Origin of the sequence: Cylindrospermum stagnale PCC 7417, from assembly GCF_000317535.1 — a bacterium.
Lineage (GTDB): Bacteria > Cyanobacteriota > Cyanobacteriia > Cyanobacteriales > Nostocaceae > Cylindrospermum > Cylindrospermum stagnale.
Genome location: NC_019757.1, coordinates 1,658,578 through 1,681,479, shown reverse-complemented (window position 1 = coordinate 1,681,479; position 22,902 = coordinate 1,658,578). Strand labels below are relative to the sequence as shown.

17 protein-coding genes are annotated in these 22,902 nt (G+C 41.5%); 8 read left to right on the top strand and 9 right to left on the bottom strand.

The genetic code is table 11. The features are described from left to right. Positions 1-51: 51 nt before the first annotated feature. A complete protein-coding gene (locus CYLST_RS07010; RefSeq protein WP_015207005.1) occupies positions 52-1,278 on the bottom strand; it encodes a succinate--CoA ligase subunit beta in 1,227 nt (408 codons plus the stop codon). 631 nt (positions 1,279-1,909) lie between these two features. Here CYLST_RS07010 and CYLST_RS07005 point away from each other — a divergent pair. Beyond that, positions 1,910-3,730 carry a hypothetical protein gene (locus CYLST_RS07005; RefSeq protein ID WP_015207004.1) on the top strand — a complete coding sequence of 607 codons (1,821 nt, stop codon included), beginning with the start codon at positions 1,910-1,912 and terminating at the stop codon, positions 3,728-3,730. A gap of 58 nt (positions 3,731-3,788) precedes the next feature. Here CYLST_RS07005 and CYLST_RS07000 read toward each other — a convergent pair whose 3' ends face one another. Continuing rightward, positions 3,789-4,673 (bottom strand): shikimate dehydrogenase, encoded by an 885-nt coding sequence (locus tag CYLST_RS07000; RefSeq protein ID WP_015207003.1) that lies wholly within the window; start codon positions 4,671-4,673, stop codon positions 3,789-3,791. Positions 4,674-4,821: 148 nt separating this feature from the next. On the opposite strand from CYLST_RS07000, the gene CYLST_RS06995 reads away from it, so the two are divergent. Beyond that, positions 4,822-5,742: an alpha/beta fold hydrolase gene (locus tag CYLST_RS06995; protein ID WP_015207002.1), complete on the top strand. Its 921-nt coding sequence runs from the start codon at positions 4,822-4,824 to the stop codon at positions 5,740-5,742. A 60-nt stretch (positions 5,743-5,802) separates the two neighbouring features. Here the strand turns inward: CYLST_RS06995 and CYLST_RS06990 are convergent, their stop codons facing one another. From CYLST_RS06990 to CYLST_RS06970, 5 genes are read right to left on the bottom strand one after another with little or no spacing between them, the layout of a single operon-like run. Continuing rightward, positions 5,803-8,994 (bottom strand): CHAT domain-containing protein, encoded by a 3,192-nt coding sequence (locus tag CYLST_RS06990; RefSeq protein WP_015207001.1) that lies wholly within the window; start codon positions 8,992-8,994, stop codon positions 5,803-5,805. 28 nt (positions 8,995-9,022) lie between these two features. Beyond that, positions 9,023-9,766: a DUF928 domain-containing protein gene (locus CYLST_RS06985; protein WP_015207000.1), complete on the bottom strand. Its 744-nt coding sequence runs from the start codon at positions 9,764-9,766 to the stop codon at positions 9,023-9,025. Continuing rightward, positions 9,767-12,028, bottom strand: coding sequence for a CHASE2 domain-containing protein (locus CYLST_RS06980; RefSeq protein WP_015206999.1), 2,262 nt, complete (start codon positions 12,026-12,028; stop codon positions 9,767-9,769). Positions 12,029-12,032: 4 nt separating this feature from the next. Next, positions 12,033-12,977, bottom strand: a complete 945-nt coding sequence (locus CYLST_RS06975) for a DUF1822 family protein (RefSeq protein WP_015206998.1) — start codon at positions 12,975-12,977, stop codon at positions 12,033-12,035. 21 nt (positions 12,978-12,998) lie between these two features. Beyond that, positions 12,999-13,646 carry a hypothetical protein gene (locus CYLST_RS06970; RefSeq protein ID WP_015206997.1) on the bottom strand — a complete coding sequence of 216 codons (648 nt, stop codon included), beginning with the start codon at positions 13,644-13,646 and terminating at the stop codon, positions 12,999-13,001. A 189-nt stretch (positions 13,647-13,835) separates the two neighbouring features. On the opposite strand from CYLST_RS06970, the gene CYLST_RS06965 reads away from it, so the two are divergent. From CYLST_RS06965 to CYLST_RS06945, 4 genes are all read left to right on the top strand, one after another. After that, positions 13,836-14,525 (top strand): hypothetical protein, encoded by a 690-nt coding sequence (locus CYLST_RS06965; RefSeq protein WP_015206996.1) that lies wholly within the window; start codon positions 13,836-13,838, stop codon positions 14,523-14,525. Between the two features lie 321 nt (positions 14,526-14,846). Then, the gene (locus tag CYLST_RS06955) at positions 14,847-15,428 is read left to right on the top strand and encodes a hypothetical protein (protein WP_015206995.1); all 582 of its coding nucleotides are present in this window, start codon (positions 14,847-14,849) and stop codon (positions 15,426-15,428) included. Between the two features lie 153 nt (positions 15,429-15,581). After that, complete coding sequence (locus CYLST_RS06950; protein ID WP_015206994.1) at positions 15,582-15,890, top strand: DUF4282 domain-containing protein; 309 nt, start codon at positions 15,582-15,584, stop codon at positions 15,888-15,890. Positions 15,891-16,029: 139 nt separating this feature from the next. Further along, positions 16,030-17,091 carry a hypothetical protein gene (locus tag CYLST_RS06945; protein ID WP_015206993.1) on the top strand — a complete coding sequence of 354 codons (1,062 nt, stop codon included), beginning with the start codon at positions 16,030-16,032 and terminating at the stop codon, positions 17,089-17,091. Between the two features lie 196 nt (positions 17,092-17,287). Here the strand turns inward: CYLST_RS06945 and CYLST_RS06940 are convergent, their stop codons facing one another. Beyond that, positions 17,288-18,001 (bottom strand): hypothetical protein, encoded by a 714-nt coding sequence (locus CYLST_RS06940; RefSeq protein WP_015206992.1) that lies wholly within the window; start codon positions 17,999-18,001, stop codon positions 17,288-17,290. A 316-nt stretch (positions 18,002-18,317) separates the two neighbouring features. Further along, complete coding sequence (locus tag CYLST_RS06935; protein ID WP_015206991.1) at positions 18,318-18,614, bottom strand: DUF3288 family protein; 297 nt, start codon at positions 18,612-18,614, stop codon at positions 18,318-18,320. Positions 18,615-18,847: 233 nt separating this feature from the next. Here CYLST_RS06935 and CYLST_RS06930 point away from each other — a divergent pair, with 233 nt between their 5' ends. Continuing rightward, positions 18,848-21,301 carry an ATP-dependent Clp protease ATP-binding subunit gene (locus tag CYLST_RS06930; RefSeq protein ID WP_015206990.1) on the top strand — a complete coding sequence of 818 codons (2,454 nt, stop codon included), beginning with the start codon at positions 18,848-18,850 and terminating at the stop codon, positions 21,299-21,301. A gap of 158 nt (positions 21,302-21,459) precedes the next feature. Further along, positions 21,460-22,524, top strand: coding sequence for an AAA family ATPase (locus CYLST_RS06925; RefSeq protein ID WP_015206989.1), 1,065 nt, complete (start codon positions 21,460-21,462; stop codon positions 22,522-22,524). The last annotated feature ends 378 nt before the right edge of the window (positions 22,525-22,902 follow it).

Sequence of the window (22,902 nt, the reverse complement as noted above, 5' to 3'; positions counted from 1 at the left end):
CTGGGAATAACAGCAACACAAGTGCAGTGTCGTATTGATACGTAATTGTGACTATTTTCTATAAGCAGTTAACTTGGCAAGCCGGACTGCTTCCGCCACTGCGGTATCTAAATTTTCTACCACTATTAGCACATCGCTCTGGGTTTTGAGTGTAGCTAAATATTGTCTAGCGGCGTTGAATTCAGAACCAGCAAGACGGACAACCAAGCGCGGCAGAGATACCCCGCGATGGCTTCTGCTGCCACTGGAGCTTAAAATAGAGGATTTAATTTCGCTGTTGTCTTGTTGCCAAAAATTAGCAATGACCTCCGGCATTTCTGCCAACTGAGGAATAGTACCTAGGAAGTTAATCAGTATTACTTGAATGCTTTTGTCAGCAGCTAACATTTTTAGACCTGTATCTAAGCGACCCAAGAAGGTAGTCGGTGCCGTATCAGTGAGAAAAGCATGGCGCAGATTGAAACAAACACCTGGTTTACCACCAGCGTTGGCGACCAAATCTAAAGTTGTCAACACCGAACCAGTACCATTACCTAAAATACCTATTTTACCGTGTATAGCTGCCGCATCCCAGTCGCCTAAAATGCCGTTGATTTGACTACTGGTATGACGGCTGACTATTTTTGCTGCCATTTGGGCCATCTCTGGATGACGGTTGATTGCTCGTTCGTTGACTCTGACTTTGCCATTGAGAGCCATCACCTGACCAGAAGCGCTGACGGCTAGAGGATTAATCTCCACTAAGTCTAGATCTTTTTGCACAAATAACTGGTACATCTTCTCTAGCACGCTGCTAACTGACAGCATCAGCGCACCTTGCAAACCCATTTTCAATGCCAGTCGTCGGGCATAAAATGGTGAGAATTCCTGTTCCACAACAACATATTGCATTTTCTCCCCTGCCGATTCCCAATCGATATCTGCTTCTTTGCAACCTAGTAGTACTGGTCGGCAGACTGCGGTATCTAAAACTACTGCTAGATAAAATTCTTGATCGGCGTCGTACTTCGATTCTGCCAGCAATACTTCCGGCAATTCTCCCCAAATCGTTAAATTGAAGATCGTTTGAGCAGCTGCGATCGCATCGATTGTCGTTTCTACAATCCTGACTCCACCAGCTTTTTGCCGTTCAGCAGCATGTACTTGGGATTTCAGGACAATCGGATAGCGGATTTTTAAGCGTTTCAAATCTGCGGGATGGTCAATTCGTTGCGATGGTAATACAGGAATTCCCATCTCACTAAACAATTCTTTAACTTGATACTCTAATAGATCCATTGACATCCACCTTAGTATTGACACTCCCAAAGCATTTCTGAACTGCTGTCTCATTGCTTCTACAGCACCCTGATTGCCGAATCAAGCTTTGGTTAGCTATAAAAATTTATTTTTCACGGATCAATTTTATCGAATTCAACAGATGGGGCAAATTAATTTCTAGAGCCAACTCGTCAGTGTCAGGCTGATCAGACCTAACTCATCTCCTCCGTAAACTTTCTAGTGTCTAAAAGCATTAAGCTAAAGTTGTTTGTCTTCGCTATGGATATTTTCTAACTGCCGCAAGATAGCCAGAAAGTACAGTTGCGGTAGCTACTGAACCTTTAATTTCCCCTAGTAAAGCGGTAAAAATGCCCAAAACACGGATTATTCCCATTTTTTATTTGTAGTTTTCGCTGGGGCTGGAACTGTCTAATTTAGCATCTAGCAGGAGGAAAAAGTAAAAATACGAACAATCGTCACTCTAGTATTTTTTGCCCAAAGGTCTGGATTTGTGTTAAAAAGTTGGTCTAGTGGATGTAAACACTGGGGTTAATTAAACTATGCATTTAAGAGAGAGCAAACAGAAGCCATTATTTTTCTCCCGTCAAAGATAATAAAAACCATATATAAAGACTAGCGGTCACGCTCTATGAAAGTAGCATTCCCACAGGAAGATATACAGCTTTTAGCCAAGATTCTACAGGAACAATTGCTTGCGGAAGTTCAATCTGGCGAACTTTTCCAGGTTAAGTGTGCCGTAAAAAATAATGAGCTAATGATTTTAACTCAACACCCACTTGGTGTAATAGTTGACCAGCCAACAATTTTTACGGTACTGGAAGAAGCACTCCAGCGGCAACCCAACTACCAGTTCCAGGAGACGCAATTATTCCTCAGAGTGTCTGGAGAAAAACTCCCTTATGCCAAACATTGCCTGAGTGAGAAGGTTCAAAAGAGTGAGGCAGACGAGGAACTCGCTACTCCCAAGCATTGGAATTTAGGGGTGATGGGGAACTCGGTGCCCTCAAGCAGTAGTGAGAGAGAAAGCGGGAGCCTAATTTTTCCCCCTACCGATATTCCCATATATGAATCTCCATCGATAGATGACTCGATCTTAGACAATCTATCTCTCGATGAGGTTGAGTTGGAGGAAGCGTTTGACCCCTTGGCCGGTTCACCAGATTTGGCGGTTTCCAAGTCTGCAAAGTTTTTGCAACCGATCATCATTGGTGTAGCCTTGGTGGGAGGTTTCGTGTTTGGTGGCGGTGCTTACTTTCTGACTCGTCCTTGCGCGATATCCGAGTGTGAAGAAATACAAAAAGCTGAATTATTAAAAACAGAATCCCGGCGACTGACGCGCCAAGCCAAGTCAGAAAAAGACTTGGTTGCAGTGCAACAGCAACTGTTAGCAGCCAGCAGTGACCTAAAAAAGATTCCCAACTGGGCATTCCGTCACCAGCAAGCAGAGGAACTTTCTGCAAGTTTATCGGCACAGTCACAAAAAATTAGCTTAGTAATCAATGGTTTGCAAGCCGCATCCTTGGTGGAAGAAAAAATGCTGACTCCAGCTAATAACCTAGCGGAATTACAGGCAAGACTTCGTTTATGGCGACAAGCGATCGCACCGCTAGAGGCGATCAGCCCCAATAGCGAACTGTATGGGCTGGTGCAAGCCAAATTACCAGGTTATCGTGTCGGGTTACAAACGACAAATCAACAATTACTCAAAGAGGAAATCTGGCTGAAAAAATTGACCGCAGCCAAAGCTGTCGCTCTTACAGCCGTCAATAACGAAGCCAATGCCAAATCTGGTAATGACTGGCAAAAGCTGGAGTCTACTTGGCTTCTAGTGGTCAATGGCTTAAAGAGCATCCCCCAGTCTAGCCCAGCATACCAAGAAGCACAAAATCTGTTGGCAGAATATCAACCAAAATTGCTCATGGCACGCGATCGCGCCACTCAAGAAAAATTAGCCGCTAAAACCTACCAACAAGCCATCAACACAGCCAATCAAGCTAAAGTCTATACGCAAAAACAACAATGGAAGACAGCGGTAACATACTGGAGTCAGGCTTTGCAGGTTGCTCAACAGGTTTCTCGTGATAGCTTGTACTACTCTCAAGCTCAGTCTCTCCTCCAACCATACTCAGATTCTCTCCAACAAGCACAAGAGAAACTCCAAATCTATGGCGATTTAGAACAAACCCGCGCTGACTTGACTAAAACTTGTACGAATGGAATTCAGATTTGCACATTTACCATCAGTGACCAAGGAATTATTGTCCGGTTAACTCCTGCTTATGACCAAGCACTACAAAATAGCTCGGCTAATCCTGATGCTGACCTAAAAAACCACTTCCAAAGCTTACGGGAAGCGCTAGTAGTGATTGGTGACAATGCCAAACGGCCGCTGTTCATCTATAATTCCCAAGGTCAGGAAATGTATATGCGGATGCCTGAGTATAGTTAGTGATGGGGTAACGGGTCATTGGTCATAGCTTTTCCAATGACCCATTACCAATGACCAATTACCAATTACCCAAATGATTCTGCAATGCTTGGCGCATCGCGTCCACAGGCACTATTGGACGCTGTAACCAGATTTTTAAAGCTGCTGCGCCTTGCTGGACTAGCATTTCTAATCCATCAATCGCGATCGCCCCTTGTTTTTCTGCTTGTTGGAGAAATAGCGTCGGTTTAGGAATATATATCAAATCGTAAGCGATCGCATCTGCTGGCAGATCAGCCATTTCCTCAACACTCAAAGGTGACGCCTCCACCTGGGGATACATCCCCACCGGGGTTGTATTTACCAACAAGTCAGCTTGGGGAATTAGCTGTGGTAGTTCCTCCCATTGATGCACCTGAAATTTCTCCTTTAGAGGTGAATTGCCCCAACTATGGCGAAATTCTTCTAACTTCTGCACATTGCGCCCCACAACATGAATTGACGCAAAACCAAGCTGGATACAACCTGCCACAACGGACCTGGCTGCACCACCATTACCTAAAATTACCGCTACCTTTTGACGCCAATCTTGGTGATACGTTGTTTGCAGAGGGGCAATAAATCCTTCTACATCCGTGTTTGTCCCCACCCATTTACCATCTTGGCGCGTTACAGTATTCACTGCGCCGATGGCTTGGGCTACGGGCGTAATCTCTGATAACAAAGGCAATATCGCCTGCTTGTGGGGAATTGTCACACTAAAACCAACCACGCCAATAGCGGCAAAACCTGCGATCGCTATTTCTAAATTTTGTGGTGCGATCGGCAAGGGAAGATAAACATAATCTAACCCCATCTCGCCAAGGGCAACATTATGCATCACTGGCGATAGAGAATGCTCCACCGGATGCCCAATCACCCCTAAAAGTTTAGTCTTACCTGTAATCAATCTTTCTTTTATCATTAGTCAGTTATCAGTTTTCACTTCGTAAACCACCCGCAAGTATTAGAACATTTTGTTCCCTCCCTGCTTGCGGGGAGGGCTAGGGTGGGGTGTTAGATATGATTGCTAGTCTACAATTATGAGAATGTACTTAACATTTATTTAAATCATGCAGGCAACTACAGCCCCAATTCCCGGCAAATATTGGCAGTGGCGAGGGCACAACGTCTACTACGTAAAAGCGGGAGAAAAACAACCGCAACGTCCACCCTTGCTGTTAGTGCATGGTTTTGGTGCTTCCACAGACCACTGGCGCAAGAATATCACAGGACTGTATCCAGATTTTGAAGTATATGCCATCGACCTTTTGGGATTTGGTCGTTCAGCTAAACCAAAATTGCAGTATGGCGGCGACTTATGGCGCGACCAACTTAATGATTTTATCAGTGAAGTGATTGGTCAAAAAGCCGTATTAGCTGGTAACTCTCTTGGTGGCTACGCTTGCTTGTGTGTTGCAGCTCAACGTCCCGACAGTGTAGCGGGTTTAGCATTACTTAATAGTGCAGGCCCCTTTAGTACCACCCAACCAACATCAGAACCAGAAGCTTTACAAGCTCAAATTCAGCCACCTAAACAACCCTTGCAGAAACTTTTGGGTGATTCTGTAAAGTGGATTTTTCAGCAACCTTTAGCCCAAACTATATTATTTCAATACGTGCGCCAGCGCTGGGTAATTCGTCAAACTCTAGAAAAAGTTTATCTAGATAAAAGCGCAATTACAGAGCAATTGATCGACGAAATTTCTCGTCCTGCTTTTGATGCTGGTGCATTAGATGTATTTGTCTCAGTTTTTAGCAGTCCCCAAGGAGAAAAAGTAGATGTGCTACTCAAGCAATTAACTTGTTCTCTATTAATATTGTGGGGAGAAGCAGACCCTTGGATAAATGCCAGAGAACGTTCCCAAAAGTTTCGCCAATATTATCCCCAATTAACAGAATATTTCCTCACAGCGGGTCATTGTCCCCATGATGAAGCACCCGATAAAGTCAACCCACTTTTACGTGATTGGGTGTTGTCTATGAGTGAGTGAAATTATCACGGTGTGCATCCTGCATTTCAACTTGTATTTAAAACCATTGTCCAGAAAGGTCTATTCCGCCTCGCCAATAATAGTGAAAGCAGCCCAATCTCTCGGATGAGGGTACTGTTTCATAGTTGCCAACATTGCTTGACGCAGCGTAGCCGCTTTGTCTGGTTGCTGCTGCCAATTGCGATAAAATTCAGTCATTAACGACGCTGTGGGCGCATCAGGTACAGTCCACAGTGACACCAACACACTGGCAACACCCGCAGAAATTAACGAGCGAGATAAACCTATCACCCCATCTCCCGTAATTTCCCCAGTGCCAGTATTACAAGCACTGAGGACTACTAACTCAGCATTTAACTGTAAATTGAGAATTTCATCAGCAGTCAGCAAACCGTTACCCTCTTGCTTTTCGACATCAGGAGCGAGAGCAATGCTACTTCCTAAGCCGCGTCTATCATCTAGTAACCCGTGGGTAGCTAGATGAATTATGCTTACCTTTGGTAACTGTGATACCACTGTTGCTTTAGTAGCTTGATTGCCAATCAACGCTTTAGTACCCAGCATCTGAGCAATTAACTGTGCTTCCTTTTCTGCCTCTGGCAAAGCTGATAATTGTTGCGGTGGTTCCCCTGGCACAAGGGATACTTTTGGCATCGTAGGATTACCAACCACTAAAGCACTTTTGTCTTTACGATTTAGTCCACGCCGTTGACGGGTTAAGTCAAGAATTTGAATAGCTGGAGCAGTAAGAATGGTGTGTTTTTCAACTAAAAAGTTACCTTGTGCGTCTTGCAATGCGGCAAAAGGCACAAGAAAAAGTTCATCTTGAGGAATAAAAATTACACGAGAATTGGGGTCATTTGGTAGTAAATCAGCAATGGGTTGGATGAGTAATTGATGGAGTTGCTGTAAGCTGGGGTGATTGCTACGGCGAGACTCAACTTGAGAAACTACATCTTTGATTGGACGTATAATTGGCGGCGCTTCGGGATTATCTGGTCGTTTGATTGTTATGGTTTGAGCAGATACATTTGTAGATACAATTTCCCAAGGTTGCCAATCATCAGCATCACCTTGAAGTTTGACTAAGTTCCCTGGCAATAAAGTTAGGTTATTGTTTTTTCCACGTCCTCTACCTTCGTTAATCAGTTCACGAGTTTGGCTAACAAGGTCTTTGAGTGGAGCTTTCAGGGATTTAAGGTCAACTTGCCGAAATATAACTTCTCCTGTAGGTTTGATGACCCAAATATACAGATTAGATGCCTGCTTTTGCTGGCGAAATCCAGAAGATTGATTAATAATTGAATATTCGACTAAGGTAGCATTTTGCTGTTGAGCTATTTGCCGAATTTGGGCAATACTTGGTGGACTGAGAGTTATGGGAGTAGCTTGAGTAGCGAATAGTCTTGTTGCTAATAAATCAACTAATACACGGGTACGTCCTCGTTCAGCAATTTCTAAGGCTGCTTGCGGCTGATTTTGGGCGATGAAGACTTTTTGTAAAGTTCGGTATGTATCTACTTGCTGTTCAAAAAATGTCAGATTATCACTATCATTAGTTCCTAGTCTTCTCCGTTCATATTCCAGCGATCTCACACTATCTTGTAATGTTTCTTGAGCCTGGGAAAAATTACCAGCTTCAGCAAACGCAGAACCTAGCTTTGATAAAATCTTCCATTGCTCTGGATCAACTTTTTGAGAGTTTCTACGGTTGTTTAAACTCTGTTGATAGTAATCAATGGCTTTGCTATAGTTTCCTTGTTCATGATAAATAACACCTAATTGTTCCAAAGCCAGATATTCTCTGTCTGGCTGTTTTAATTGACGAGAATTTGCTAAAGTATTTTGCTGGTACTCAATTGCTTTGGAAAAGTCACCTAAACCTATATAAGTGTTTCCTAAAAGCTGGAGAGCAAGTTCCTCATTTTCCCGATAGTTATGTTTTTTTGCAATTCCTAAACTCTGTTGAGCCAATTTAATTGCCTGATTATAATTTCTTAACTCCAAGTAAGCCTTCGCTAAACTTAGCAAAGTACTACTTTCCTCTTCTGGGTTTCCTCTTTGCTGTGCCACCACTAATTTTTTTTGGTAATATTCAATAGCTTTCTTATAGTCTCCTAGAGAAAAGTAAGTATTACCCAGGGTTTTATTAGCCTTATCTTCTAACAGTGGATTTCTGAAGTCTAGCGCGATTTTCAAAGCTTTTTGACTATATTCAATAGCTTGAGCATGGTCTCCCAAGGAATGGTAAAAATCACCCTTATTTGCCAGAGATAAACACTCTACATATCCTCCTATCTGTGTGGCGATCGCAAAGCTCTGCTCCTGGTATTCAATTGCTTTGCTATTCTTTCCCAAAGATATGTAATTATAGCTGATGTTTCTGAGAAGATGTATCTTGTCAATAGAGTTTGTTAGTTGGCGTGCGATCGCTAAACTTTGTTCGCCATATTCTACTGCTTTATTATAGTCTTTCAAGCTAGTATAAATTTTTTGGAATTGTCCCAGAGCTTCTGCCTCTGCCTCCCGATCTTCTATTTGTCTTGCTAAGGCTAAACCTTGTTCAGCATAATTAGTGGCTTTGGTATTATCATTGAGATTAATGTAAGCCTTACTTAAGCGGATGAAAGCATCAAATTCTCCTGTTGGGTATTTGATTTTTTGTGCTGTAGATAAAGCTATATTATGATGTTCAATTGCTTTTTTATAGCTGCCTAAGGATTGATAATTAAGTCCTATTCGATTCACTATATCAACTTCATTTTGTCTTATCTTTATTACAAAATTTTCAGGGTTGTAATACGGGCTATAATTTTGGAGCGCTTCTATAAGCGCTGGAGTTACTAATAAATGTAGTAGGTTATAATCAATGGACTTTTTGTAATTGCCCAATCCTGCATGAGCTACACCGAGAAACATTGTAATTTTCCAAATTCTATCTGGAAAGTAAGCTAAATCCATATATTGAGCGAGTTGTTGAGCTTCCTTGGAACTTTCTAGTTTTACCAAGAGTTTCAAGGCTGGTTCTAGAGCCTCTACAGCAGATGCATAATCGGCTTTTTTAAACAGTGCTTCGCCTTCTTCAAAGAGTGCTTTTGCTAGAGCCATTTGTTCCACTATCTGGTCTTTTTCGCCAGAATTTTGTGCTAGTGCTGGGGGAGTATGTAAGATAATTGGATAACTAATCCCCACAAGATTTAATAAGGTAGCGGAAATCGCAATAGCTGTTTTCACGTGAATAATATTTTTCATATTTTTGTAATAAAAATTATTTTTAATATTACCGCAAGGACACACTAATTAACTCATTTAACTGCACAAAATGATGTTTTAATAAATCAGCCCAAGCCGTATCCAAAGATGCATCAGGTGATTGACGACGGAGTTCAATTAACGCTGTTAAAGTATCAAACCACAACCCATTCTCGGCATACAAAATTATCCGCTGCTTTGGTGTTGCGGCTGTCAACTTCTTCTTCAGTTCTGGGCTAAGTGCGACTCGCTTCACCCAGGTGGAAACTATATTCGCCTCAGACCTGTTAACTGGGTTACAAAAGAAAGAAACTGATAAACTGTAACGTTTACCTATTTCTATATCTGGTGCTGTTTCTGGCAAATGGTAGCTAATAATTCTTGGTTTACCTGTGAATTGAAAAGTATTTTTGTGGACTTGCTTACCTGTGTCATCGCGAAGAACTAAATCTACAGGATGTGGAGACGTTACTTGGTATGGAATATAAACCCAGAAAGTCGGATGAGTAGAAGTTGTCCAGCCGATGTTAGCTGCCGGAACTAATACTGTAATCGGCTGATTTGTAGCTGGACAACCTGGTCTACTACCACCACCTTTGCGTCCTCCTGGTGCGCCGTCGTTAGGCGGTTTGAATTGTGTTTCTAGATTTAAGGATGATGAGTTTTCTGCTGCTGCCATTTGGGGTAAACTCAACTGAGAAAACACTAGCGCTGAAGTTAGGGTTATCAGTTTTAGATGAGGAACGAAGAAATTGAATAATTTATGATGCATTTATTTTTTAGAGATGATGTAAAAAGTGATGGTTGCTGTAGATATTACAACTAAGGCTGACGGAACTAAGGGCATCCAGCAACCTTGTAGTAACAGGACATAGCAGATTCCATATAAACTAATAGCTGCTACTGAGATAGTTAAACTTAAAATTAATAACGAGCGACAGTACCACCCTAAAACTCCCCCTAGCAAAGACCAGCAGCCTATCCAGAGGATTTCCCAGGTTGGAGATAAAACCCAAAATATTGGACGATTGTCTATCACAGCACTCAGTATTTGGCTCACCATCTGTGCTTGGAGAATGACTCCTGGGGTTTCCTGGTAAATGGCTTGACTGTTGTATGGTGTAAAAAATTTATCTCTGCTGCTAGGGGCGGTGACACCAATCAGTATAACTCGGTTTTTTATACTGTTGGGGTCGAGCTGATCATTCAGTATTTGGCTAAGGCTGACTTGCTGGGAAACTTGGGGAAAACGGTAATTGAGTAATATCTGATAACCCCGTGTATCTAGCTGGTGGTAGCCGCCTGTGTGGGGTTGGAGTTTGGGGAAAACTTTGTTTTTAAGTTGCAAAACTTCGGTGGGTGGTGAAGAGATGCCTTGATTTGCTAAATATTTCAGTGCTAGTTGGAGACTGAAGGCGTATTCTGTTTTACATTTAGATGAAGGTGGTGGGGTCATGGCCAATAAATGACGGCGGACGATGCGATCGCGATCTACTACCACATCACTAAAACCCTGGCGCTTGAGGGGTATTCCTGGTGGTGCTGGGATGTCTCCCTCGTCACCTTCTCTAACTTTGCATAGGGTAATCACGCGATCGCTATTCTGCATCCTCTTGATTAAATCTGCACTCTCTGGGTTGTGGCGGTAAATATCCAAGCCAATGACTTGCGCTTGATGCCGATATAACTGCTTAATTGTCTGTGCCAGTATGGCATCTGGAAGCGGAAATCCATATTTATTGATGTCTTCCTCTGTAGCACCAACTACCAGCAATCGGTTGTCAGTTGCTTCATTTGGTCGCCAGCGCAGCATTTGGTCAAAGGTTTGTAGTTCTGTTCCCTGAAAAACTCCCAGGCTTCGCATCCCCACAACCAAGGCACTCATCACCACACTCGCCCACAAAACCCTGTATCCTGGTTGGTGATGAATACGGCGTAAACTGTTCCAGGTGGGAGGAATAGCGACGGGGTTCTGGCAAATTACCGGCAACCAGCTAGCACAAGGAAACTCATCTTCTAGACTGTGCAAGCGTTCCCGCGCTTCCCGGACTGCTAAATAAAACGATTCACCCCGCGCTAATGCTTCTAAAAAATAACTGAGAAACCCTTGTGCCACCCTATCTGGCACAGCTTCTCCCATGATGATAATTTGGGGAATATGCAAGCCTAAATTTTCTAGTTCGCTTACTAACCCCAAACCCTCACAGGAGTTAAAAATTGCTAGTTGCAAACCCTGAGAAATCGCCCGCCGCAGGGCATTTTCTAAATCGCCAATTGTCAGATTGCGATCGCCATCCAAGGACATTTTCCCCTTTTGCCCTGCCATTTGGCTAGAACTATGACCAGCGAAAAAGAAGATGTCCCAACTATAACGCCACATCTGGTCACTGATGCTTTGCCGCGATGGTTCTGAGAGAAATGTCAGTTTAGCATTGGGTAAATTTTCTAACAAGGCTTGGTCTTGTTGCAAATCCAGCCCTTGGTTATTGCCAAAAACAGCCAAAATTCTGACTTCACTAGAACTATGGCGGGAATTAACCGGAATTAGCTCATGGTTAGGATTGCTTAAAGCAAATTCCGCCCGTGGATAATCCTGAAAAAAGTCCCACAGATGCCAAGGAAATTGCCGTAATTCAGGGTTATTGGTTTCAATTAGTAGGCGAATTGAACTATCTTGGCTCAAGGTTTGCCATAACTTTTGGTAAACGGGGCGAAACTCTGGGGAATTCAACCAGACATTAAACCGACTGCGTAACTGCTGACAAACTGTATGAAAATCAGCAGAGGAAAAATTTGTGACCGTTGCTTGGGTGTCGTCAAAGGTGATGCGAAATCGCCACCCCAAACGGTCATAAAGCGCTAAATACAACACCTGCCAATTGCGATAAAGTTCCGGCAAATCAAAGGCTGGTGGTAAACTGGCAGTAACTTGGATTTGATGCGGTTCGCCATCCCTGCCAATTTGAGCGGTAATAGCCGGAAGCCCCTGCTGCCAGGAACCGCGACCGAATTTTAAGACGACTTGATGACCCATCTGTTTAGATCGCCAAGTCTTCTGTAAAGCTTACCTGATTAAGAGTTAATCGTAGTTGAAAGCGATCGCCACGAACACCTTGAAACCGAGGCAATTGAATGTAATCATCAAGACTGCGGGAGCATACTTCCTTCAGTGTTTCCCCCGTTGGTGAGCAAATAGCCAGAACTAGATTTGGCGGTAAATAGGATGTTCCTGGTACAGGGCGCACTTGTACCCTGACTCCTACTTGCTCATCTGTTGTCCCAGTCAACGCCACCAACAACGTCACCGCTTCTCCCCCCAATTCAACACCCCAATCAATCAATTTTGCCCCAACAACTTCCCTCTCAGGTGCAGTATCGCTTCTCAGACTCAAAGCTAAATTCAGAGTGTCTCCAGCGAAAAGCGCCTCTAGATTCTGCCAACCAGCCACAAACAGATTTTCAAACCACTGGCTGATAACTACAGTATTTACACTATCTAAGGCTTGCACTAATTGATGCAAATGCCGTAATAAAAACTCTGGTGGTTGTAATTGTTTTAAGGGTAACGATGCCTCTGTTACTGATTGGGTAAACCCTAGAAGCAATGCCAAGCGCTGGGATTTAGCTATTTCCACTACTACATAGCCAATCCTATCTTGCCAAACATCCTCTGGAATATAGCAAGAAAATTCCCCTGGGGTAACAGCCCGACATTCTAAATGTCCAAGTCCAGTAACTTTTAAATCTGACACATCGGCAGCAAAATGCAGCAGCGAGTTAAAAGTTTCACTTCCTCCGAGGTCAGTTGCAAAACCCATCATTTGTAGGTAATCATTCACTACCAACACCGCTAGAGTATTTAGATAAACTCGTTCATCCACAGCAATTACTGTTAGTTGGTCGGCTAGCTGCTGTGCTATCAGTTTCGTCTGCTGGCTAATTGGTAAAGGTAAGGGACTATCTACTATATTGTTATAAGTCATAATTTTTTGGATTTTTACTCCCTAAAGATATCCCTCAAATTCACCAAATTTCCTCAACCGAGGTAAACACTGGCGACGATAAAAACTATCTAAGGTGGAAATGGGTAAACCAAACTCAGCAGAAAGGTCTTTCCAGGGAGTACGTGGTGGTAAACGTCGCCACAGCAGCATCTGACAAGTTACCTGTGGATGTCCTTTGAGATGAATTCGCCGTAACTCACCATTTGAGTCTGTATTTACCCACTTCTTGGTCGCTTCGAGAATGTCCAGGGGTGAATGCAGTGAGGGTGCAGGGATATTTGCTAAAGGGTCAGTTGTTTTCCCCTCTACTGTAAACCGGGGAACCGTTCTAGTTTTCTCAACCTGTTCCTCTATCCAAAAATCTTGCAGACGTCTTTTCAGGTAATTATCTAGCCAAGTCACCAAACTACTGCGCGTAGGGTCATAGGGTTGTTCCGTCGTAGTCGCTTCGCAAACATTACGGCAAAAATACAACCACATTTGTTGCTGTGCATCTTCATAATACGGTGTGTTCTCCTGCCACAATTTACCAGACTGCATCACCAAGCGAATGATTTGCGTTAAAGCTTCCTGACGTTCCCAGCTTTTGGGAGGATGACGACAAGCATCGATAATCAGTTTCTTGAGTACTTCATGAAAATTATTCATCAGATAATGGCTGTAAGGTAAGCACGGTAAAGTTTTCAACCCATCTATAAAAAATCAGGCTTTACGCTAACTTTATAAAGTTTTGTAACCAAATGAGGAACTCTTCACCCAACCGCTGATGGCTGAATAACTGCACAGGGATACTGCGGTACTTAACACAACAAAAAATACCACATACCAGGAGAAGATATGAGCTTAAAGTTACACAACTTTAGTAAGAATCTGTTGTCAAAATCTTTATTGAGGAACTTCATCACTGCAACTATCACAATTTCTTGTGGTGTGACATCTACCACTGCATTAGCTATTCCTGTAACACCAGATATCACACAAAAATCATCAGACAAATTATTAATCGCTCAATCGATTGATGAAGAATACAATCTTAAATTTGAATCCCGTGGTTGTCGGAGAATTAACAATAAAAAAGTATCTTGCGATGTTTTGATCACGAATATAGGAAATACACCCGCAGTCCTTTCATTTGAAGCTTCAAACACAACTACTCAAGGACCATTTACAAATGCTATCGATTCCTCTGGTACTGTATATGCTGCCACAGTTATACAAATGGGAACTTATATAACTAATGGTGATTATGTAAGAAATATTAAACATGATTTTTCTTCTGGAATTCCAACCAAAATAACATTCAGTTTTGATATACCAGAACCAGTTAATGAATTAGCTGCTCTCGATTTGGGTTATAGAGATCCTATTAAATCTGCTGCCAAATCAAAAAAAAGAATAACTATTGCTAATATCGGTACTATCACATCTCAATCTAAGACATCAACAGGTACAACTGGTAGCAATAACGGTAATTGTACTTGTCCAAATAATTCTAAACCTGTTCGGACAAACAATAGAAAAAGATAGTTCTACATATTGCTTGTGAGAGGAGTTCTGAAAAGTTGTTTGTGATAAATCAAACATAAGTATATCCCCCTAAATCCACGCCAGTCGCTCATGGGTAAGACCCCCAAGACAGCGCTGGCTCCCCAATCCTTGGGGGACTTTAAGAAGTTTTTGCCCCCCTTTGCAAGGGGGGTTGGGGGGATCTCGATCAATTTTGATACGAATCAGACATCCTCTGAGGAAGTTTCACTAAAGCTTCATCTCATAAGCATACAAAATAGACTGGCAAAGTTATTTGCAAAAGTGCCGCGATGAAAACCTATACATAATTTGAGGTTCAAGATGAAAACGAAAATGATTAGCATGATTGTGTTAACTCTCACCGGCTTAAGTTTAATTTTGTCAGGTTGCAGTAATCCTAAAGATGCTAATGAGGGTAATTTTAAACAGGCTATCAACACAATCTTAGCTAAACAAAAAGTCGGATGTTTTTTAGTGTTTTTGTTTCCGTTTCCTGTTACAGTAGACAAAAGAACCGCTAACTCCATCAAGCCACTTGATTCTTTGGTAAAAGTTGGCTTGTTATCTAGCAAAGAAATTACACCCGGTTCACCTTCAATTGAATACTCCCTCACACCAGAGGGACAAAAATTTTATAACCAACCATCAGGAAGATTTTGTATTGGCGAAGCGGAGGTTGACAAAATCATAAATTTTACTCCACCACAGAGTTATCCTGGCGCTCCGCAAATGTCAAGCGTTAAATATACGTACAAATTTAAAACCATTGGTAAATGGGTTGAAGATCCAGAAGTGCAAGCAACAATTAGTGAACTTAATAAAATATTAGAAACTAAAGATAATCCACCTGAGCAAGAAATAACTTTGTTTCTGACTAACAACGGTTGGGTAGATAAGTTGTAGCTGCTAAAACCAACTACGGTAGAGCCATTTAACTCGAACAGGACTTAGGCACAGGGAACGCATTTCTGTCATTCTGACCGCAGGAAAGAATCTCACACCATTGCAGTACTGTGCGTAAGTTCTGTTTAATCAACATTCACCAGGTACAAAACTATGGACAACAAAGGATTTTTTGGTTCATTATTTGACTTTTCTTTCTCTAGATTTGTCGCTCCTAAAGTGATCGGCATTGTTTACGGAATTGTGATTTTTCTGGCAGGTTTAGCGATTTTAAGCATTGTCATTGGTAGTTTTTCTCAAGGTTTTGTCAAAGGTTTATCTTCCTTGATTTTATCTCCGTTAATTGGTCTAGTTTGGCTACTGTTTATCCGAATTGGACTTGAAGGTTTAGTTGCTGGAATCAAAACAGCAGACAATACAGCAAAAATGGTTCAATATCTTGAACAAATTCGAGATAAATAAGCTTTGTTTACTCCCTACTCGCAATGATAATCGCTCAAGAGTAAGTCCTGTGTGTGCTAATACTGCAAAAATCAGCATAAATTAGCTTAACCGAACAGTAATTTTTGCCATATAAATCGATAAAAATCGGTGAAAAAGAATGGAAGCAAGTTTAATTAATTTTAAAAAACCCAATAATCGCCATTTTTACGCTTATCAACGCAATGGCGAATTTACATCTGGATTAAATGTAGATTATGCCAACATCGAAAATACGATAATAGTTCCTACAGATGATATTGATAAAGATTTACAAGCCATTGACCTTGGATTAGCAAAACCCAAAGAATTAATTTATTTTTCTGTTAGAGCAATTCCTAAGTTAAATATCCGAATTACCATCAGTCTGGCATTAATTTTTACTTTTTTATCTCTGCTATCTAAGAATAAGACAATGAGTCTTGATGGAACTTTATTTGTCTACTTGATCTCTTGTGGCTTTGGCGTTTATATTGCAAGTTGGATAGTTCAAAAATTATATTATTTTGTGGGAGAAACTAGAGCCAATGTTTCATCTACAATTTTTGGAATTACTTCAATATTAACAATATCACCTACTTTGGTATATGGTTTAAATCTTGGTATGAAGTGGAGTTTGTTTGATTCCTTAATGTATTTAATTTGTTCTGTGTTTGTTATTCCTGGTTTGACCACATTTTTGAGCAGCATTAATATCAAGCACCACCCTGGAGTTAAAGAAATCAAATATGAATGGCAAATCAATGGCAGAGTTTATAGCGCACACTCCAGCGAAAATGAAAATGATAAGCCAGTTCTTTATCCTAAAGGTGGACGCGGTCTTTATCCCCTTAATCCAATAGAGTATAGAACTCTAATTGCTTACCAACAAGCTAGAGGTAATCGCCAAAAAGCCAAAGAATTAATGACAAGTTGGCACACCAAACCCTTGGTTACAGAAAAAGTTCGTAGACTTTGGTCACTGCGACAGTTTAATTTACCACGAAGGGCGGGTATTTTCTTATTTAGAATCGGTGCATCATCGTTAGGCATTTTGTTAGAAGCAATTGCCAAACAAACTAAAGTTGAATATTTATATATTTCAGTTAATTGGTTGAAAGTGCAAGGAATTAATCGAGTTTTTTGGATTTATCAAGAATGTGAATCAAGGCTAAAACACTTAATTGCTCTGCAAGAAAGCTAGTACCGCTATCTCTACGAGACGCTACGCGAACGCGGAATTAAAAATTAGAAATTAAAAATTAAAAAGCTTGTACTGTAAAGCTTTCAGCAATTGTGAATGGTAGCTTTATTTCCGCCGTGATGTACTAGTACAAAAATAGTTGTTAAAAGCACCAAATAAAGGTTTTTATAACCTGAAAAGATATATGGCAATTACCTTATTTTTGAAGATATGACTTAATTTCTTGCTCTATTTGGTCGCTAATAATTTCAATTCCCATACCGGGTTTATCAAGACTAACTCTGACAAAGTTTGTCTTGTCCGCTTCTGTAAATTTTTTGTCATTATCTGAGTCTTTGATAATTTTCAGAAAAATGGCGTTTTGACTAGGGATAATAATCCAATTTATCAATTGAGTATTATTTGGAGTAATTTGCTGCAAATTCTTGCCGGATAAATCAGAAACATAACCAATACTGGCATCTTTATAATCTAGCTTTTTGTCTCCATTAGTATCTTGGTCAAAAATTTTATATAACCAAAGCCTTGTGGATACTTTGCCTGCTGTCTTTGTTTCTAAGAAATCGAAGGAATTTATTATGGCTTTCTTCTTTAATAAAAGATGAGCATCACCATTTTGTTTATGATAAAAAATGATATTATATAGTAGGTTTTCTCTTTTGTAATCACGGGAATATCCAGAATTACTTTCTTTATCGTTATCCTGTCCTGGGAGATTAACGGGAATCATCAGATAATCTGATTGTTCTTTAATAATTAAGTCACCGTAGACAATAGTTGGTTCTGGCTTTGGCTTATTAGTAGCTTGTGCTTGATTTGTTTCTCTTTTAGCAGTTGCACCACAGGATAAAGAAAGGCTGGATATGATAATCGCTGTAGTAATTTTTTGCAAAAAACTGTAACTTTTCATCAAAGTCTCCCAGCAGGATATGTAGCTAACTTATTGTATTCGCTGCTGGCAACTACCCAAAGTTACATTTAAATCGAAATTAGTCACAAATAAACCCGTCTAAGCGGGTTTATTTATATTGAAAAAAAGTGAAGTACCTTAACCAAAAGGCTTCAGGTTTCTTGGGCACAATAACTGTTTTTTGTTAATGTTCACCTAGTCTTCCAACTAGCTCCTCAAGCGTTAATTCCGGCACTCCCTGCCGTATAGCTAGAAATTATAACACAAAAACCGCAGGATAAATGAGGAAAAAGTGGGATAAAACAATGCCTAAAGCCTAGTTCCAATCTTGCTCTTCTTTTTTGCCGCGACTTTGATAAATTCCCCCAACCTTGTGAAGTGCTTGAGTTTTTTCAAAAAGTTCAGATTCGGTCAAACCCCAGCGCTGCAAGGCTTTATCTAGGTCTTGTTGAATGTCTCTAGCACCTGGGAACCCTTGATAACGAATTTTTAGCCGAGCAAGTTCTGCCAAATTGTAATCTGTTGCCTCTTGAGTGAGTAGAATATCAATAAAGGGGCGATCGCGATTGTAAAGAGGATGCTGTTGATCTTTACTTCCGGGAAATTCTGTCATAATTCTTACAGCTCACAGCATTTAAAATTCATTAAGATTTAAGGACGTAGGAGTCTCACAATTTCGCCATTTTAGGCTGATGACGGCAACCACACCTTAGCTCTTACGGCTCTCACCACTGCCATTTAACTTTAAATAAAGATACATTATCTTTAAGAAAATACAAGAAACTTTAGATGAGGGTGAACTTTATCTCACCCAAAGTCCAAGCAGCAAGGGAGCAATAACCCGCTATGTTTGAACACTTCACTTCCGAAGCCATTAGAGTAATTATGCTAGCCCAGGAGGAAGCACGCCGACTGGGACACAATTTTGTAGGAACGGAACAAATTCTCCTAGGGTTGATGGGAGAAGGAACAGGGGTTGCTGCTAAGGTGCTGACCGAGTTGGGCGTTACCCTCAAAGATGCACGTCGCGAAGTAGAAAAAATTATTGGTCGAGGATCTGGCTTTGTCCCGCCAGAAATTCCCTTTACTCCCAAGGTTAAAAGCTTGTTCGAGCAATCGTTTAGAGAAGCTCATAGCCTTGGACACAACTACATAAACACGGAACACTTATTATTGGGGTTAACTGAAGCGGGCGAGGGAGTCGCCGCTAAAGTACTGCAAAATCTGGGGGTTGACCTAAAGGCTGTCCGCACTGCGGTAATGCGTCGTTTGGGTGATGATGCCTCTGTATTCGTTGGTGGTAATAGTCAAAAGCGTAACCAAAAACTAACTATAGAGGAGTTTGGCAGAAATCTCACCAAACTAGCACAAGAAGGCAAACTCGACCCCGTAGTTGGTCGTGGAAAGGAAATTGAGCGTACCATTCAAATTCTGGGTCGACGGACTAAGAATAACCCAGTGTTGATTGGGGAACCGGGAGTTGGTAAAACAGCGATCGCAGAAGGTATCGCTCAACGTATTGTTAACCAAGATGCTCCAGAGATTTTGCTCAACAAGCAAGTTATTAGTCTGGATATGGGATCTCTGGTATCTGGGACTCGCTTTCGCGGCGACTTTGAAGAACGCCTAAAGAAAATCATGGATGAAATTCGCTCTGTGGGCAATATCATCCTGGTAATTGACGAAGTACATACCTTAGTTGGCGCTGGTGGTACAGAAGGCGGTTTGGATGCAGCTAACATCCTCAAGCCAGCCTTAGCACGGGGTGAACTCCAGTGCATTGGTGCTACCACCCTCAAGGAATATCGTCAGCACATTGAGCGCGATGCTGCTTTAGAGCGGCGTTTCCAACCGATTTTGGTAGGTGAACCCTCGATTGAGGAAACTGTCCAAATTCTCTACGGCTTACGCAGTGCTTATGAACAGCACCACAAAGTGCATATTTCTGATGCGGCAATTTTGGCAGCAGCAGAGTTGTCAGAGCGTTATATTAGCGATCGCTTTTTGCCAGATAAAGCCATCGACTTAATTGACGAAGCTGGCTCTCGTGTGCATTTGCGAAACTCTCGCTCTTCCACCAATAAAGAACTCAAGCGCGAACTAATCAGCGTTACCAAATCCAAAGAGGACGCCATTAGAGTCCAAGACTTTGGCAAAGCTGTCAAGTTACGCGGCCAAGAATTGGAACTGCAAACACAACTGCACGCCGAATCAGAAACCGATAAAACTGTTACGATCCCCATCGTTGGCGAAGAAGACATCGCCCAAATTGTCGCTTCTTGGACAGGAGTACCAGTTAACAAACTGACGGAATCTGAATCAGAGTTGCTATTACACCTAGAAGACACGCTTCACCAACGCCTCATCGGTCAAGAACAAGCAGTTACATCTGTTTCTCGCGCCATTCGTCGCGCACGTGTCGGGCTAAAAAATCCCAATCGCCCAATTGCTAGCTTTATCTTCTCTGGCCCCACCGGAGTTGGTAAAACTGAATTGGCGAAGGCATTAGCTGCATATTTCTTCGGTTCCGAAGAAGCGATGATTCGCCTAGATATGTCGGAATTCATGGAAAGCCACACCGTTTCCAAGCTGATTGGTTCTCCACCTGGTTACGTTGGCTACGACGATGGCGGGCAACTAACAGAAGCTGTGCGGCGCAAACCATACTCAGTGCTGCTATTCGACGAAATCGAAAAAGCGCACCCCGATGTATTCAATATGTTGCTGCAAATCTTGGATGATGGTCAACTCACCGACGCCAAAGGTCGGAAAGTGGACTTCAAGAACACGCTGATCATTTTGACATCTAACATCGGTTCTAAGGTGATTGAAAAAGGCGGTAGTGGTTTAGGCTTTGAGTTCGCCGACAATCAATCAGAAGCTAGTTACAACCGCATTCGCACCTTAGTCAATGAGGAATTGAAAGCTTACTTCCGTCCTGAGTTCCTGAATCGTTTAGATGAGATTATCGTCTTTACTCAGTTGGGTAAGGATGAAGTCAAGCAAATTGCTGAAATTATGCTGCTCGATGTGGCTGGCCGCTTGACTGAAAGGGGAATTAAACTAGAAGTTAGCGATCGCTTCAAAGAGCGTGTAGTACAAGAAGGCTACAACCCCAGCTACGGCGCTAGGCCGTTACGTCGGGCAATTATGCGCCTGTTAGAAGATTCTCTCGCCGAAGCACTACTGTCTGGTCAAATCGCCGATGGAGACACCGCCATTGTCGATATTGATGATGACGGACAGGTAAGAGTAACCAAGCCAGAAACACGCGAGTTTTTATTAGCAAGTGTTGGCTAATATTTAGACCTCATCACTGTTATTAAAGTAAATATTTCCCCCTGGTAGAAATGCCAGGGGATTTTTTTATGTAGCATGATAGTCAAATAATTGACATAAAAGAAGATAAAATTATAGGAGTAAGAAGCTTCAACAATGCTGAGGCAATTAATTAAGCTATGTTGCGCTCATTAACACTCAAAAACTTTCGTTGCTTCCAGAACTTTACCATTGAACCACTGGAAAGAATCAACTTAATTGGTGGCAAAAATAATGTTGGTAAAACTTCACTTTTAGAAGCCATTTTTATTTTTATCAACCCAAATAATCCTGAATCATTATTACAAATTAATCGTCTACGAGGTATAGGAAAGAGTGGTAGATTTGAAGATATGGAAGAAATGAGAGGATTTTTCTTTGGACAAGAAATGATTGATAATATTATTAAACTAAGTGGTATTGAAAATAATCAAATAGAACGATTCCTGGAAATTTATTTAAATGAATCAAAAAAACAACTATCACTATTTGAAGATTTTGAGGATTTGCAATCTAACGCATCACTAACAACCGAGTTTAAACCACATAACACCTTAGTATTGGAATATCAAATAAATAAAAAAAGTGCATCACGCATCTCTCTAACAGCCGACGGTAAATTAATTGGTACTCGTTCTAGAAAAGAAAAATTTCCTCTAGGCATCTATTTAACTACTAATATCCGCTCTTCTAAAGAAGATACTGTGCGCTTTAGTAACCTGGAACGTGTTGGGCAACAAGAAGCAGTTTTACAAACTCTACGCTTATTAGAACCACGCTTGAAACGTCTTACTGTGTTAGTAGATAGTGAAGCAATAATATACGGTGATATTGGTGTGTCTCAGCTTGTACCATTACCATTAATGGGAGAAGGAATAGGACGCTTACTATCAATCGTCTTAGCAATAGCTAATGCTAAAGGTGGAACTGTTTTAATTGATGAAATTGAAAATGGTTTACATCACTCAGTTTTAACAAATGTCTGGAAAGCAATCGCTGATGCTGCTAGAAGAGCAGATGTACAAATCTTTGCCACTACCCACAGTCGAGAGTGCATCATAGCAGCGCACGAAGCATTTAAAAATAGTGATAAATATGATTTTCGCTATCATCGACTTGATAGAGTAAAAGATGAAATTAAAGCCATTACTTATGACCAAGAAGCTTTAGAGACCTCAGAAGAATTGGACTGGGAGATTCGCTGATGTCTAGCAAATCGCAGCAACTCTCCAAGCCAAAACTACTTATTGGTGAAGGTTCAGAAGAAGTCTTATTTTTCAATGCATTTCTAAATCATCTTAACATTACTGAGAGGATGTCTGAAAAGTATCAAAATTGATCGAGATCCCCCCTAACCCCCCTTCCGGGGGGAACAAGAGTCAAAGTCCCCCTTAAAAAGGGGAGCCAGCGCGGTCTTGGGGGTCTCCACGCCACTTGCTTTAAGCAGGGAAACCCGTCCAACGCAGTGGCTCCCCATGAGCGACTGGCGTGGATTTAGGGGGATCTACCAGTGTTTGATTTATCACTAACAACTTCTCAGACATCCTCTGATATTTAGGTAGAAAATTATGGAGGTAAACAGG